This window comes from Cronobacter sakazakii, from assembly GCF_000982825.1.
Classification (GTDB): domain Bacteria; phylum Pseudomonadota; class Gammaproteobacteria; order Enterobacterales; family Enterobacteriaceae; genus Cronobacter; species Cronobacter sakazakii.
The window spans coordinates 1,481,857-1,497,997 of record NZ_CP011047.1 but is presented as its reverse complement, the minus strand read 5'-3'; the positions used below and the strand labels follow the sequence as shown (position 1 = coordinate 1,497,997).

General features: G+C 57.8%; 11 protein-coding genes. 5 read left to right on the top strand and 6 right to left on the bottom strand.

What is annotated here, in order from left to right:
* Nucleotides 1-197: 197 nt before the first annotated feature.
* Entirely contained in the window at nucleotides 198-1,547 is a 1,350-nt protein-coding gene (ghxP, locus tag CSK29544_RS07000) for a guanine/hypoxanthine transporter GhxP (RefSeq protein WP_029039674.1), read from the top strand.
* A gap of 139 nt (nucleotides 1,548-1,686) precedes the next feature.
* Nucleotides 1,687-3,333: a Na+/H+ antiporter gene (locus tag CSK29544_RS06995; protein WP_029039675.1), complete on the top strand. Its 1,647-nt coding sequence runs from the start codon at nucleotides 1,687-1,689 to the stop codon at nucleotides 3,331-3,333.
* A gap of 33 nt (nucleotides 3,334-3,366) precedes the next feature.
* Here CSK29544_RS06995 and CSK29544_RS06990 read toward each other — a convergent pair whose 3' ends face one another.
* From CSK29544_RS06990 to acs, 4 genes are all read right to left on the bottom strand, one after another.
* On the bottom strand, nucleotides 3,367-4,662 hold the full coding sequence (locus CSK29544_RS06990; RefSeq protein ID WP_029039676.1) for a Gfo/Idh/MocA family protein: 1,296 nt from the start codon (nucleotides 4,660-4,662) through the stop codon (nucleotides 3,367-3,369).
* Between the two features lie 147 nt (nucleotides 4,663-4,809).
* Nucleotides 4,810-6,459: a cation/acetate symporter ActP gene (gene actP / locus CSK29544_RS06985; protein ID WP_029039677.1), complete on the bottom strand. Its 1,650-nt coding sequence runs from the start codon at nucleotides 6,457-6,459 to the stop codon at nucleotides 4,810-4,812.
* Nucleotides 6,453-6,767, bottom strand: coding sequence for a DUF485 domain-containing protein (locus tag CSK29544_RS06980; RefSeq protein WP_004386213.1), 315 nt, complete (start codon nucleotides 6,765-6,767; stop codon nucleotides 6,453-6,455). Before CSK29544_RS06980 ends, actP begins: the two co-directional genes overlap by 7 nt.
* A gap of 93 nt (nucleotides 6,768-6,860) precedes the next feature.
* A complete protein-coding gene (acs, locus tag CSK29544_RS06975) occupies nucleotides 6,861-8,819 on the bottom strand; it encodes an acetate--CoA ligase (RefSeq protein ID WP_029039678.1) in 1,959 nt (652 codons plus the stop codon).
* A 424-nt stretch (nucleotides 8,820-9,243) separates the two neighbouring features.
* Here acs and gltP point away from each other — a divergent pair, with 424 nt between their 5' ends.
* Nucleotides 9,244-10,557, top strand: coding sequence for a glutamate/aspartate:proton symporter GltP (gene gltP / locus CSK29544_RS06970; protein WP_029039679.1), 1,314 nt, complete (start codon nucleotides 9,244-9,246; stop codon nucleotides 10,555-10,557).
* Between the two features lie 150 nt (nucleotides 10,558-10,707).
* Here gltP and CSK29544_RS22535 read toward each other — a convergent pair whose 3' ends face one another.
* Nucleotides 10,708-10,860 (bottom strand): Hok/Gef family protein, encoded by a 153-nt coding sequence (locus CSK29544_RS22535; RefSeq protein WP_015742631.1) that lies wholly within the window; start codon nucleotides 10,858-10,860, stop codon nucleotides 10,708-10,710.
* 372 nt (nucleotides 10,861-11,232) lie between these two features.
* Nucleotides 11,233-11,385 carry a Hok/Gef family protein gene (locus CSK29544_RS06965; RefSeq protein WP_007887548.1) on the bottom strand — a complete coding sequence of 51 codons (153 nt, stop codon included), beginning with the start codon at nucleotides 11,383-11,385 and terminating at the stop codon, nucleotides 11,233-11,235.
* A 538-nt stretch (nucleotides 11,386-11,923) separates the two neighbouring features.
* Between CSK29544_RS06965 and CSK29544_RS06955 the strand changes: the two genes are divergently transcribed.
* Nucleotides 11,924-13,780 carry an ATP-binding protein gene (locus tag CSK29544_RS06955; protein WP_007887547.1) on the top strand — a complete coding sequence of 619 codons (1,857 nt, stop codon included), beginning with the start codon at nucleotides 11,924-11,926 and terminating at the stop codon, nucleotides 13,778-13,780.
* The gene (locus tag CSK29544_RS06950; RefSeq protein WP_007887546.1) at nucleotides 13,780-16,095 is read left to right on the top strand and encodes an ATP-binding protein; all 2,316 of its coding nucleotides are present in this window, start codon (nucleotides 13,780-13,782) and stop codon (nucleotides 16,093-16,095) included. Before CSK29544_RS06955 ends, CSK29544_RS06950 begins: the two co-directional genes overlap by 1 nt.
* Nucleotides 16,096-16,141: the final 46 nt, after the last annotated feature.

Sequence of the window (16,141 nt, the reverse complement as noted above, 5' to 3'; positions counted from 1 at the left end):
TTGAAAATCCCCGTCCTAAGGCTGGATAATCGTTTGCCTTAAAATTTTGCCGTTTTTTGCGCGTGGAGTTAAACGTTTGCTTTTTGTGGCCCCTCCAAAACCACAAACAGAACGCAGGGAGTTAACGTTTGATCCGCAGCGGGTTGTTTGCCACGCGCGAGCTTTAAAAACTCACACTTTTCAGGGGATGTCTCATTATGTCTACGCCTTCTGCGCGTAATGGCGGTTCGCTCGACGCCTTTTTTAAAATTTCCGCGCGCGGCAGTAACGTGCGTCAGGAGATTGTTGCTGGTCTCACCACGTTCCTTGCGATGGTCTATTCAGTAATCGTCGTACCAGGAATGCTCGGCAAAGCCGGTTTCCCGCCTGCCGCCGTGTTTGTCGCCACTTGTCTGGTCGCAGGCGTTGGTTCCATCGTGATGGGGCTGTGGGCGAATTTGCCGCTGGCGATTGGTTGCGCCATCTCGCTGACCGCCTTTACCGCGTTCAGCCTGGTGCTCGGGCAGCACATCAGCGTACCGGTCGCGCTCGGCGCGGTCTTCCTGATGGGCGTGCTGTTTACCGTTATTTCCGCGACCGGCATTCGTAGCTGGATCCTGCGTAACCTGCCGCAGGGCGTGGCGCACGGCACCGGTATCGGTATCGGTCTGTTCCTGCTGCTGATTGCCGCGAACGGCGTGGGCCTGGTCATTAAGAACCCGCTCGACGGCTTGCCGGTGGCGCTCGGCCATTTCGCGAGCTTCCCGGTGATCATGTCGCTGATTGGCCTTGCGGTCATTATCGGCCTTGAGAAACTCAAAGTGCCGGGCGGCATTCTGCTGACCATCATCGGTATTTCCATTGTCGGCCTGATTTTCGACCCGACGGTGAAATTCACCGGCCTGTTCGCCATGCCGTCGCTGAGCGATGAGAAGGGCAATTCGCTGATTGGCAGCCTGGATATCATGGGCGCGCTCGATCCTGTGGTGATTCCGAGCGTGCTGGCGCTGGTGATGACCGCCGTGTTTGACGCCACCGGCACCATTCGCGCGGTCGCGGGCCAGGCGAATCTGCTGGATAAAGACGGCCAGATCATCGACGGCGGCAAAGCGCTGACCACCGATTCCTTCTCCAGCGTCTTCTCAGGCCTGGTGGGCGCGGCACCGGCGGCGGTGTATATCGAATCTGCCGCAGGCACCGCGGCGGGCGGTAAAACGGGCCTGACGGCGATTACCGTCGGCGTGCTGTTCCTGCTTATCCTGTTCCTCTCGCCGCTCTCGTACCTGGTGCCGGCGTATGCTACAGCGCCCGCGCTGATGTATGTTGGCCTGCTGATGCTGAGCAACGTGGCGAAAATCGACTTCGCCGATTTTGTGGACGCGATGGCGGGGCTGATTACCGCGGTGTTTATCGTGCTGACCTGCAACATCGTGACCGGCATCATGATAGGCTTTGCGTCGCTGGTCATTGGCCGCGTCGTTTCCGGCGAGTTCCGCAAGCTCAATATCGGTACTGTCGTCATCGCCATCGCGCTGGTCGCTTTCTACGCGGGCGGCTGGGCAATCTAAACCTTTCTTTAACGAAGCGGGCTGCGGCCCGCTTTTTTCCTGCTTTCAGGGCACAACCTGATTCCTTTTCCGGCGCGTCAGTGTTCTATTATCAAAGGTGAGTCTTTCATCACAGATAATAAGGAGCCGCTCAGACCGCATGGAAATCTTTTTTACCATCCTCATCATGACCCTTATGGTATCGCTCTCCGGGGTCGTCACTCGTATGCTGCCCTTCCAGATCCCGCTGCCGCTGATGCAGATAGCCATCGGGGCGCTGCTCGCCTGGCCTACGTTCGGTCTGCACGTCGACTTTAACCCCGAGCTGTTCCTGGTCCTGTTTATTCCGCCGCTGCTGTTCGCCGACGGCTGGAAAACCCCGACCCGCGAATTTCTCGATCACGGCCGCGAAATTATCGGCCTCGCGCTGGCGCTGGTGGTGGTCACCGTTGTCGGCATCGGTTTTCTGATCTACTGGATGGTGCCGGGTATTCCGCTCATTCCTGCTTTCGCGCTGGCGGCGGTGCTGTCGCCGACCGATGCGGTGGCGCTCTCCGGCATTGTGGGTGAAGGCCGCATCCCGAAAAAAATCATGGGAATTTTGCAGGGCGAGGCGCTGATGAACGACGCCTCCGGCCTGGTGTCCCTGAAATTCGCCGTCGCGGTCGCGATGGGAACGATGGTCTTTACCGTGGGCGGCGCGTCGCTGGAGTTTTTAAAAGTGGCGATTGGCGGCCTGCTCGCCGGGATCTCGGTAAGCTGGCTGTATGGCCGCTCGCTGCGCCTGCTGAGCCGCTGGGGCGGCGATGAGCCCGCCACGCAGATAGTGCTGCTGTTCCTGCTGCCGTTCGCCTCTTATCTGATTGCCGAACATATCGGCTTCTCCGGCATTCTCGCCGCGGTGGCCGCCGGGATGACCATCACCCGTTCTGGCGTGATGCGCACCGCGCCGCTGGCGATGCGTCTGCGCGCCAACAGCGTCTGGTCGATGCTGGAGTTTGTGTTTAACGGCATGGTGTTCCTGATGCTTGGCCTGCAACTGCCGGGGATTATGGAGACGTCGCTTGCCGCAGCGGAGAAAGATCCGAACGTCGAGACCTGGATGCTGTTCATGGATGTCGTTCTGATCTACGGCGCGCTGATTGGCGTGCGTTTCCTGTGGCTGTGGATCATGAAGCGCTTTAGCCTGCGTTTTCTGAAGAAAAAACCGCTGACGTTTGGCGAGTACTCGACGCGCGAGCTGTTGGTGGCGTCGTTCGCTGGCGTGCGCGGGGCGATTACGCTTGCGGGTGTGCTCTCTATTCCGCTGCTGCTGCCAGACGGCTCGCCGTTCCCGGCGCGCTATGAGCTGGTGTTCCTGGCCGCGGGCGTCATTCTTTTCTCGCTGTTTGTTGGTGTGATCCTGCTGCCGATTCTGCTGCAACAGGTCGAGACGCCGGATCACGGCCTGGCGCATAAAGAAGAACGGATGGCGCGTTCGGTGACGGCGGAAGTCGCGATTACCGCCATCCAGAAAATGGAAGAGCGTCTGGCTGCGGATACCGAAGAGAACATCGACGATCAGTTGCTAAGAGAAGTTTCCGCGCGCGTGGTGGGGAATCTGCGCCGCCGTGCCGACGGGCGCAATGATGTGGAAAACAGCGAGCTTGAGGAAAATCTTGAGCGCCGTTTCCGCCTGACCGCACTGCGTGCCGAGCGCGCCGAGCTGTATCACCTGCGCGCCACGCGGCAAATCAGTAACGAGACGCTGCAAAAAATGCTGCACGATATGGACCTGCTCGAAGCGCTGCTGATGGAGCGTAAATAACCGTAACCGCCGGAGTTTTCCGGCGGTTTTTCTTTATCGGCCCGTCAGCCGTCGCACCAGTTCAAACTCGCTAAAATTCACTGGCCGCTGCTGCTGCATCGAGATATTCCCGGCAATGCCTGTGAGAATGGACATCGCGCCCGCACGGTGATCGGCGGCGCGTTGCAGCGGGTCGTCGCCCGGCTCGCCGAAGAGGTCCGCCAGCATCGCGTTGTCGCCGCCGCCGTGTCCTCCTTCGCCCAGCGTGAAATCCGCCTTCCAGGGGGCCGCGAACATCGGGTAAACCGTGATATCGCAACGGTCGAGACTGCCTTCGGCCTCACGCAGCCCGCCGCCGTTTACGTAAGAGTTTTCCACCAGTTTCATTTCAAGCCGACCGCGGCTGCCGTTAAACATCACGTTGAGTCCCTCCTGCGGCAGATACGCATTGAGGGAATAGGTGAGCTGCGTCTGGTTCTGGTATTTCACCAGCACCGACAGCGTATCCTCAATGGTAATGCCGTCGCCAAAAACGCTCTGATCGCGAAAGTAGCTGTCCTCGTGTTCGGCATCCAGATACAGCGCTTTAAGCGGCGCGCTCTCCTCCATGTGCAGCGCGAACGGATCGTCTTTCGCCGCCGCATAGCCATGGGCGCGCGGGTAAAAGTGCGAAACGCCGCGCTTTTCGGCGTTTTCACGCCCATAAAAACGCAGCGCGCCTTCGGCGTAAACCCGTTGCGGGTAGCTGCCGAGCCAGAAATTCATTAAGTCGAAATGATGGGTGGATTTATGCACCAGCAGGCCGCCGCTGTTGCGCTTCTCCCGGTGCCAGCGGCGGAAATAGTCCGCGCCATGTTCGGTATTCAGCAGCCATTCGAAATGCACCGAAAACACCTCGCCGATGGTGCCGTTCATCAGCAGTTCGCGCACTTTGCTGTGGTGCGGCGCATAGCGGTAGTTGAAGGTCACGCGCACCTCGCGGCCCGTCTCTTCAATGGCGTTGAGGATGCGCAGCGCACGCGCTTCGTCGATGGTCATGGGTTTTTCGGTGATAACATCGCAGCCCGCATGAAGGGCGCGGACGATATAATCGTCGTGGGTCCGGTCCATCGTGGTGACGATGACCGTATCGGGCCGGGTGTTGCGTATCATCGCTTCAAACTGCGCGGCGACGAAACAGGGCACTGGCGGCGCGCCTGCGTTTTCCAGCAGACGATTAGCGTAGCGCATGCGGGTCTGGTTGGTGTCGCAGAACGCGACCATCTGCGCGGTGTCGCGAAACGTCTTACCGATAGCCTCGATATACATACCGGCGCGCCCGCCGGTTCCCACCAGGGCGTATTTTTTCATCGCCATGCTCCTCTCAGCCAAAATGACGTGTTGTATGCGTAAAATAAAAACAACGTTTCATTTTGCTAATGTAGCGCGACCAGAGACACGGAACAGGGCGGGAGAGGAAAAGTGTGATCCCCGGCCAGAATGGCCGGGGCGGAAGGGTTAGTGCGCGCGGCCCTGTTCGATGCCAAGACCGGTTTGGGAGCGGATGAACTGCGCGCGGAACTGCTCGCGCTCCAGATTGCCTTCCGGGCTGTTGTCGGTTGCCGAGAAGACCCAGATCCCGATAAACGCCACGGCGATGGAGAACAGCGCCGGATATTCATACGGGAAGACCGGCGCGGCGTGGCCAAGCACCTGCACCCAGACGGTCGGGCCGAGGATCATCAGCACCACGGCGGTGAGCAGGCCGAGCCAGCCGCCAATCATCGCGCCGCGCGTAGTGAGCTTCGACCAGTACATCGAGAGTAAAATAATCGGGAAGTTACAGCTCGCCGCAATCGAGAACGCCAGGCCCACCATGAACGCGATGTTCTGCTTCTCAAACAGAATCCCGAGCAGGATAGCCACCACGCCGAGCACCAGTACGGTGATTTTCGAGACACGCAGCTCATCGCGCTCGGTTGCGCCTTTGCAAAACACGTTGGCGTAGAGATCGTGCGACACCGCCGACGCGCCCGCGAGCGTCAGGCCCGCCACAACCGCCAGAATCGTGGCGAAGGCGACCGCCGAGATAAAGCCCAGGAACAGGTTGCCGCCCACGGCATCGGCCAGATGTACCGCCGCCATGTTGTTGCCGCCAATCAGCGCGCCGGTGGCGTCTTTAAACGCCGGGTTCGCGCCCACCAGCATGATGGCGCCGAAGCCGATGATAAAGGTCAGGATGTAGAAATAGCCCATAAACCCGGTGGCGTAGAACACGCTTTTACGCGCTTCGCGGGCGTCGCTGACGGTAAAGAAACGCATCAGGATATGCGGCAGACCGGCCGTGCCGAACATCAGGCCGAGGCCGAGCGACAGCGCGGAAACCGGATCTTTCACCAGACCGCCGGGGCTCATGATGGCGCTGCCTTTCGGGTGAACCGCCATCGCTTCCGTAAACAGATTGTTGAAGCTAAAGCCCACATGCTTCATCACCATGAACGCCATAAAGCTTGCGCCGAACAGCAGCAGCACAGCTTTGATGATCTGTACCCAGGTGGTGGCCAGCATGCCGCCGAACAGCACATACATCACCATCAGCACGCCCACCAGCACCACGGCGATGTGGTAGTTCAGGCCGAACAGCAGCTCGATAAGCTTGCCTGCGCCGACCATCTGCGCGATGAGATAGAGCGCGACCACCACCAGCGAACCACAGGCGGAGAGCAGACGGATAGGGCGCTGCTTCAGGCGGTAGGAGGCGACGTCCGCAAAGGTGTAACGCCCGAGGTTACGCAACCGCTCGGCGATTAAAAACAGAATAATCGGCCAGCCCACCAGGAAGCCCAGCGAGTAGATAAGCCCGTCGTAGCCGGAGGTATAAACCAGCGCGGAGATGCCGAGGAACGACGCGGCGGACATAAAATCGCCCGCGATGGCAAGCCCGTTCTGAAAGCCGGTAATGTTGCCGCCTGCGGTGTAGTAATCGCTGCGCGAACGGGTGCGTTTGGAGGCCCAGTACGTGATGCCAAGCGTCAGCGCCACGAAAATCAGGAACATGATGATGGCCTGCCAGTTGGTCGGCTGGCGCTGCACATCACCGGTCAGCGCATCGGCGAGGGCGGCCGGCGAAAGCAGCGTCAGCAGCGGGAAAAGCACCTTTTTCATGATGACTGCACCTCTTTCAGCACGGCGTTATTCAGCCGATCAAATTCACTGTTGGCGCGCCAGACGTACACGCCGGTGAGAATAAACGAAATCAGGATCACGCCGATGCCGATAGGTATACCGCGCGTCACGCTGCTGCCGGGCGAGAGCGGCGTGCCGAGCCAGCCCGGCGCAAACGCAATAAGCAGGATAAAACCGACGTAAATAATCAGCATGATGATGGAAAGGGTGAAGGCAAACCGTTGCCGCTTATGCACTAACTCCCTGTAAGGCGCACTGCTCTCTATCTGCTGACAAATATCGTTATTCATCATCGCAGTCTCCAGAAGTAAGGTAGGGGTTGTTATTATTCCCTCTCCCTTTGGGGGAGAGGGTTAGGTCGAAAGGTCAGTATGCAGGCGTGGTTATGATGGCATCGCGATGGACTGCTTCTCTTCGAGCAGTTTTTCCACCACACCCGGATCGGCGAGCGTTGAGGTATCGCCAAGGTTGCTGGTATCGCCCGCCGCGATTTTGCGCAAAATACGGCGCATGATTTTGCCGGAGCGGGTTTTCGGCAGCGAATCGGTCCAGTGCAGCACGTCCGGCGTCGCCAGCGGGCCAATCTCTTTACGCACCCAGTTACGCACTTCGCTGTACAGCTCGGCTGACGGCTCTTCGCCGTGGTTCAGCGTCACGTAAGCGTAGATAGCCTGGCCTTTGATGCTGTGCGGAATGCCCACTACCGCGGCTTCGGCGATTTTCGGGTGCGAGACCAGCGCAGACTCAATTTCCGCAGTGCCAAGACGATGCCCGGAGACGTTCAGCACGTCATCGACGCGCCCGGTTATCCAGTAGTAACCGTCTTCGTCACGGCGCGCGCCGTCACCGCTGAAATACATGTTTTTAAACGTTGAGAAATAGGTCTGCTCGAAACGTTCGTGATCGCCAAACAGCGTACGCGCCTGGCCCGGCCAGGAGTCGGTAATGACCAGATTGCCTTCCGTCGCGCCCTGTTGCGGATTGCCTTCGTTATCCACCAGCGCTGGCTGCACGCCGAAGAACGGACGCGTGGCGGAACCGGCTTTCAGTTCAGTCGCGCCTGGCAGCGGCGTAATCATGAAGCCGCCGGTTTCGGTCTGCCACCAGGTGTCGATTACCGGGCATTTTTCATTACCGATTTTCTTCCAGTACCACTCCCACGCTTCCGGGTTGATAGGCTCACCGACCGACCCGAGGATGCGCAGCGACGAACGGTCAGTGCCGTCGATAGCCTTATCGCCTTCCGCCATCAGCGCGCGAATGGCCGTCGGCGCGGTATAGAGAATATTCACCTTGTGCTTATCCACCACCTGCGCCATGCGGTTGGCGGAAGGCCAGTTCGGGACGCCTTCAAACATCAGCGTGGTCGCGCCGCAGGCGAGCGGCCCGTAGAGCAGATAGCTGTGACCCGTCACCCAGCCCACATCGGCGGTGCACCAGTAGATATCGCCAGGATGGTAGTCAAAGGCGTAGAGGAATGTGGTGGCCGCGTAAACCAGATAGCCGCCCGTGGTATGCAGCACGCCTTTCGGTTTACCGGTCGAGCCGGAGGTATAGAGAATAAACAGCGGATCTTCGGCGTTCATCTCGACGGGCTGATGGTGCGCGCTGGCTTTCTCCACCAGCTCGCTCCACCACAGATCGCGTCCTTCATGCCATTCGATGTTTCCGCCGGTGCGCTTAAACACCACCACATGCTCCACGCTGGTGACGCCGGGGTTTTTCAGCGCGTCATCGACGTTTTTCTTCAGCGGAATGGCACGCCCGGCGCGCACACCTTCATCCGCGGTGATAACGAGACGCGCGCTGGAGTCGATAATGCGTCCGGCGACGGCTTCCGGCGAAAATCCGCCGAAAATGACCGAGTGCACCGCGCCAATGCGGGCGCAGGCGAGCATCGCAACGGCGGCTTCCGGCACCATTGGCATATAGATAGCGACCACGTCGCCTTTCTTAATGCCAAGAGAGGTCAGGGTGTTTGCAAAACGGCAGACGTCGCGGTGGAGTTCGCGGTAGCTGATGTGTTTGCTCTGGGTCGCGTCATCGCCTTCCCAGATAATGGCGGTCTGATCGCCGCGCTCGCTCAGGTGCCGGTCAAGACAGTTTGCTGCCAGATTTAGCGTGCCGTCTTCATACCATTTAATCGAGACATTGCCAGGCGCGAAAGAGGCGTTTTTTACCTTCTGGTAAGGCGTGATCCAGTCCAGGATTTTGCCTTGTTCGCCCCAGAAGGCGTCAGGGTCATGCACGGATTGCTGATATTTCGCATCATATTGTTCCGGCGTAATCAGGCAACGTTCCGCAATAGCTGCGGGAATAGGGTGTTTATGGATTTGGCTCATGGCTTTTTTCTCCTTTTAGATGTTAATGATATGTCACGCAAAAGTTAAGAACAGGCTTGCGAATAGCTTTGTTTACTTTTTGGGCGGCAGATCACGCATTGCCGAAACTGCATGAAAATTCATCAAACGAATCTTTCAGGGAAAATAATTGCTGTTAAGTATTATTTGCGGAGTCCATTTTATAAATTCTTAAATAACATTAACTTATAGATGATTAGCGCGATAAATTAGGGTTATTAAGGCAATTTTCAGTGAATATGCCTGTTCTTAAAGGGTTGCGCAGGATGCCGTGCAAGTGGTACTGATTAAACGCGTTAAAAAACCCCACAATATCACCCAACGTTTGTCATACCCCTTTCAGCTTGCGTCGTTCTCATTCGAGCACGCGTGGGAATGGCGCTGTAATTTAGGAAGTAAAGTCGTTATGAAAAACAGTAAAATCAGCCTGGCCTGGCAGATCCTGCTAGCCCTGGTGCTGGGTATTCTTCTGGGCAGTTTTCTCCATTATCAGACGGATAGCCGCGAATGGCTGGTGACCAATCTCCTCTCGCCCGCCGGCGACATTTTTATTCATCTGATTAAAATGATCGTGGTGCCGATTGTTATCTCCACGCTGGTGGTGGGCATCGCCGGTGTCGGCGACGCCAAACAGCTCGGGCGCATCGGCGCGAAAACCATCCTCTATTTTGAAGTGATCACAACCGTCGCAATCATCATTGGCATTACGCTTGCGAACGTGTTCCAGCCAGGGAGCGGCATTGATATGTCGCAACTGGCTGCCGTGGATATTTCAAAATATCAGCACACGACCGAAGAGGTGCAGAGCCATGCTCACGGTCTGATGGGCACGATCCTCTCACTGGTGCCGACCAACATTTTCGCCTCGATGGCGAAAGGCGAGATGCTGCCGATTATCTTCTTCTCGGTGCTGTTCGGGTTGGGGCTGTCTTCACTGCCCGCCGCGCACCGTGAGCCGCTGGTGACGGTCTTCCGCTCTGTCTCCGAAACCATGTTTAAAGTCACCCATATGGTGATGCGCTATGCACCGGTGGGGGTGTTTGCGCTGATCTCCGTGACGGTGGCGAACTTTGGTTTCGCCTCGCTATGGCCGCTCGCGAAACTGGTGATTCTGGTTTATGTGGCGATTCTGTTCTTCGCGCTGATCGTGCTGGGCGCGGTGGCGCGGATGTGTGGGCTGCGCGTCTGGACGCTGATCCGCATCCTCAAAGATGAACTGATTCTGGCGTACTCCACGGCCAGCTCTGAGAGTGTGCTGCCGCGGATTATCGAGAAAATGGAAGCCTACGGGGCGCCTGCGTCTATCACAAGTTTCGTGGTGCCGACCGGTTACTCCTTTAACCTTGACGGCTCCACGCTCTACCAGAGCATCGCGGCGATTTTTATCGCCCAGCTCTACGGCATTGAGCTGTCGCTGGGGCAGGAGATTATCCTGGTGCTGACGCTGATGGTGACCTCGAAAGGGATCGCGGGCGTGCCTGGCGTGTCGTTTGTCGTCCTGCTCGCGACGCTTGGCAGCGTCGGCATTCCGCTGGAAGGCCTGGCGTTTATCGCGGGCGTGGACCGTATCCTCGACATGGCGCGTACTGCGCTGAACGTGGTCGGTAACGCGCTGGCGGTTCTGGTGATCGCCAAGTGGGAACACAAGTTTGACCGCAAAAAAGCGCAGGCTTACGAGCGGGAAATGCTGGGCCGTTTTGACAGCACTGCCAATAACTAATCTTCTGCGTATCTGTAGGTGTACAAACCCCGCTTCTGGCGGGGTTTTTTATGGCGACGGTGTAAGCCATGCGCCGGAAGCGGTAAAAAACGGGTGCGTTAAGCACTCAACGCCAGCAAGTCGGGCGGAGCGAACCCCGCCCGGAGAGTGTTACCGGTCAGAGCAGGAAAGCCGTGCCGCCACCTCCTTATTTCCTTGCTTTATGGTTAACTCACACAACGTGCCGTGGTTAATTAAAGCGAAAATTAATATCGTGACGCAAAATACAACAAAACATGCGAAAAGATATTTCAGTGGCTTCATGCCTTTTACTCCTTGCCTTTCGGCGAGTAAGCGGCTAATCTCAACTTGTGTGGAGTTGAGGGATAGCCTCGGGTTAATAGGAATATTGCCCGGGGCTTTCTTCTTTCTGTCCCTCGCGTCGGCTTAAGACAGAAAGTCTTAAGCACCCGGCGCTTATCATAATGATCTCTTATTAAAATGAGAATAAAAATCCTAATGTAATTTTCGTTGGGTTTGTTGCATTGGGTTGGCTTATAAATTAAATAATGTCGTTTGGTAATGTGAATATTTAAAGCGTAAGGGGGAATAAATACCCGGAAGGGTAAAAGGATTGGGTGCGTTAAGACCTCCGCTCCTGGCAAGCCGGGCGAGGAAACCCCGCCCGGGAGAGCCTTACTTGCCGGTACAGGCAAGCTTAGCCGCCACCTCCTGACTGCCACTTCTGATGGTGAGCTCGCATAACGTACCCTGATTCATTAATGCAAAAATCAAAATAGTGATGCAGACCATGAATAAACAGGCCAGTAAATAACGCAGTGGCTTCATGCCTTTTACTCCTTGCATTCTGAAGAGTAAGAGGCTAATCTCAACTTGCTGGAGTTGAGGGATAGCCTCGGGTTAATAGAAATATTGCCCGGGGCTTTCTTCTTTCTGTCCCTCACGTTTGCTTAAGACAGAAAGCCTTAAGCACCCGTGCTTATAATAATCCTTTCGCCAAAAAATTAAATAAAAAGCCTGATGTAATTCATTTGTGGTTTTTACATTAATTATGGAACCTTTCTCGCAAATCTCCGCGTTTAAATAACGAAAGATGTAACAGGTAAATATAACGCTTTCCATTAATATATTACTGAATGCCTCTTTTTTCTTTCCGCGCGCGCAGTAAAGCCCGGGTTGTGTATCCTGATAATGAGAGAAAGCGTGACGTGCGCTGGTCACGCCCGAAAACTATCGGGAATGATAGTATACCCGGCCGCCGTACACCCTTATCATCTCTCCCTTATGCCTGCGCGATAATGAGCACGTACATGCGCCATTCGGGCAGGCTACCGACAACCACAGCCGGAATATAAAGAGAGTCACAGTGGATAACCTCATTAGCGCGCCATTAACAGGACAATACGAAACGCCGGTGAACCTGCCGGGGTTGATGCAGGTGCTCAGTAAACACCTTTACTCCACGCCGATGGTCGCCATCCGTGAGCTGGTGCAGAACGCGCACGACGCGATTGTCAGACGTCGACTGGAAGAGGGGGCGGCGGGCCAGCTTGCGGAGATCCGCGTCACGGGCGATACCCAAACCCGTACCATCGTCATTCACGATACCGGCTCTGGCCTCACGGAGCAGGAGATCCACGATTTCCTGGCGACCGTCGGCGTCGGCTACACCCGCCATCTGCGCCAGCAGGACGATGAAACCGGGCTTATCGGTATGTTTGGCCTGGGCTTTCTTTCCGCTTTTGTGCTGGCGGAGCGGGTAACGGTACACACCACCTCCTGGAAAACGCCGGACGAAGGCTGGCTTTACGCCTCCGCCAGCGGCGAAACCTACAGCGTCACGCCGGCAAGCCCGCGCGAGCCAGGGACGACCGTCACGCTGCATCTCAAAGACGAGTTTTTATATCTCGCCAACAACAAGTTGCTGGGCGACGTGCTGGGTCGCTACTGCATATTAATGAAAGAGCCGCTGTTTGTGGGTGAAGCGCAGACGGCGGTAAATCACCTGACGCCGCCCTGGCGTGTAACGTCGCAGGATGGCGTGGCGCTGCATCCGGCGCTACGTCAGAAGCAAAATATTGAATTCGCCAGCCGCTTCGAGCGCGCGTTTACGCCGCTCTGTACCTTGCTGGTTGAGCCCTCTGGCGACAGCGACGCGGTGGGCATGCTCTGGCTTCAGGACGGCGCGACGTATGGCACCAGCGATAACCGTAATCTGTCGCTGTTTCTGCGCGGCATGCTGCTCGACGATCAGGCGCGCGAGCTGCTGCCGCCGTGGGCCGGGTTTGTCGGCGGCGTTATCGAATCGAATCGTCTTACGCCGACGGCCAGCCGCGAAGATTTACAGCGCGATGTCACCTGGTATGCCACGCAGGCGGCGCTCACCGAGGCGCTGATTAACGGCCTGGCCGATCTCGCGAAGCAGCAGCCTGCCGTCTGGCGTCGTGTGCTGGTGCGCCATAACGAAGCGCTGCTCGGCGCGGCTATCTGCGACGATCGCCTCTTCGATCTGCTGAAAGATGAGTTGCTGATCCCGACGTCTCAGGGCGATCTGCCGGTTAAAGCGTTGCGCCAGAACAACACGCTGAACGTAATGCTCAGCGAAGAGGGCGGTTTTGAAGAGATGCTGTTCCGGCTTTCGGGCCGTCCTGTCGCGCTGGGCTATCGCTACGCGGTGGTGCCGTTCCTGCGACGCTGGGCGACGCTCTACGGCGCGCGGCTGGTGGAAGTGGGGACGTCAGCGGGTAACGAACAACTCTTTGCGCTGCATGACGTCAGCGCCGAAGAAGAGGCCTGGTGGAGCGAACAGCTGCGCGACGACGAAGAGTGCGTAATGTCCTCTTTCGAGCCTGCGACGCTGCCGCTGGTGATGGTGGTCAACCGTGACGCCGAGCTTAAAGCTCGTCTTGAGCAGGACGACGCCGATCGCCGCATGAGCACCGCCGCGCTGATGCTCGCCCGCCAGTTTGCCAGCAAAATCGAGCAACAAGCGCCGGTGCGCCTCTACATCAACTTTAATAATCCTGCGGTAAAAGCCTTATCTCAGGCCTGGCGTGCCGGGCAGCCCATCGCGCCCGCCGCCACGCAATTACTGAAAAGCCTCAAAATTATTCTTGCTCTGGCTACGGGTGACTCCCGTGAGTACGACTTTCGCCAGGCGCTGGACACATTCAGTTGCATCACGGCGCAACTTATTACACCGACAACAGAAGGAAGCAACTAATGGATATCTGGGCATGGTATGAGCAATATGAACGTGACCTGGCAGAAGCCGGTAAACCCTGGATCACGCAGCATGTTAATAAGCTTATCGAGTCTGTTGTTGAAGTGCAGACCGGTAAAACCGAAGCGTTGCTGCCGGAAGCGCGCGCGCTGAAAAAGACCGCGGGCAACCCGTGGATTGACGTGATGGTCGGCCACTGGGAGATGCGTCACCGCATCGGCAACCTTGGCGAAGGCGAAAAAGCGCTGGGCGATGTCGTGGCGCTGTTTGAGCGCGCTCACCAGGCCGATGCCGCAGAGTGCCCGCAGTCGATTTGTGTGACCCAGGATCTCAGCGCCTGCTACAGCAATGTGGACGGCCCAGGCTGGGCGGACGAGCGTATCGCCGTTTGCCAGGAGACGCTCTCGAAAATCACTCCGCTGCGCAGCTGCTTCCTGTGCCTTTCTGAAGAGCAGTTCTTCGCGATGGTCGATAAAGGCCAGGTTGAAGAGGCGCTGGCCTTTGTGCATCAGCAGATGGAGAAGCGCCGCGCGGCAGGCGAAGAGGACGTCAATGGCCTCAAAGAGAACGAAGCGCAGGCGCTGATGCTGCTTGGTCGTTATGACGAGGCGCTGGCGATTATCGATAAGCTTCATAAAGACGAGCTGGAAAACAGCAGCGAGCAGGTCCGCCAGGTCATGATGATGATGAAGGCGGAAGTGCTGGCGCTGATGGGCCGTGAAGAAGACGCCCGCGAATGGCTGCTGCCGTGGGATCGCCTCACCGCTTATAACCGTATGCGCTGGGTGCGCGTGGTGGAGCAACTGGTTCGCCTCAATCCGGCTTACAACAACTGGCAGACCGGCAGCGCGCTGCAGCTGATTCTGGAACAGCGTGTAGAAGCGCAGGCGTGGCGCGAAGCGGTGATGGTCGCGAAAAGCCATATCCGCCTGGCGCTGGCGCGTGGCGCTACCTGGGTCGCCCGTCGTGCCCTGATGCAGGCGAAACAGTGCGCGGCAAAACTGCGTAACCCGCACGATGAAGACGCCGCGCTGGCGGAATTCGCGAGCCAGTTAGCGGGCATGGAAACGCAGGTAGAGCTGCCGGTGCCTGCCGAATCGCTGATGGCGTGGCTGGAAGAGCGCGGCCAGCAGGAAGGCGTGACGCGCGATCCGGAGCAAGAGGCCCAGTGGCTGCTGCTCGCTTCCGCGCAGCGCCCTGACGATGAAGAACTGCTGATGCTGGCAGGTGCCGCGCTGGAAGCGTGCCAGGCGCAGGGCGAAGCGACGGATCTCCTGCTTGGCTGGCAGAAACGCCACCCGCAGGAAGAGGCCGCGCCGCTGTTCCATCTGCTCTCTGCGCTCCTGAACGCGCGCCGTTACGACGACATCTTAGCGCTCGCCGAAAGCTATCGCGACGCGCTGCCGCACGTGGCGCTGTGGTTTGAAGCTCAGGTGGCGCAGGCGCAGGAAGACTGGGAAAAACTGGAGTCCGTAAGCCAGGCGCTGCGCGCCACGCCGCAGGGGCAGCAGAAGATAGCGCCGCTGATGCTGGCGGGCCAGGCGGCGATGCGCCAGAAAGCCTATGACCGCGCCACGGCGTACCTGAAAGATGCGGTGGCGATGCTGGACGCGCGCGAAGAAGACGCCAGCAATGTTCTGTGGGATCTGCTGACTGCCGCCAGCGCCAGCGAAGACTGGTCGACCGTGCGCGAAGCCGGCGCGCGTCTCGGCATGAAGTTCAGCACCGATGAAGGCCCGGTTGAAGAGCAGTGGGGCACCGTTCGTCTGCGTTTCTTTGAAAACTACGACGAGCATTATTACTTCGCTCAGCGTACCGGCCCGGTGACGGCGCGCGTGTTCCAGCCGTCCTGGCGTAAAGCCTTACAGCATATGAACGAGTCGGTGGTCTTTGACGCCAACCTGCTGAACACCCCGCCGGAAGATGAAAAAGAGCGCGAGAACTTCATCCCGGTACATAACGTGGTGAAAACGCTTGAGCCGAGCGAATATGCGCCGAGCTGGTTTATCGACGGCGTCGATCCGGGTGAGGAGACCTTCAACGCGTTTGTGAATGGCGTGCGCCAGCGTGGCGGTGCCGTCTGGGTGCACTGCGAAGCCGATTATCAGGTGACGGACAGCGAAAGCGGCGAAACGCTGCCTGGGATCTACTTCATGCTGGCGATGCCACAGTCGGTCTCGCCGCTGGAAGTGGACGCGATGCTGCGTGAATTCACCCAGGGCTGGAAACACCCGATCCACTGGCTGGATGTTGCCATGACGGGCGGTCTTGATGAAACGCATCACCGTCAGGTGATGGCGCGCTATCAGCTGTAGTTTTGCATCACGGGCGGCGTTCATCGCCGCCCGATTTGAGAATCCT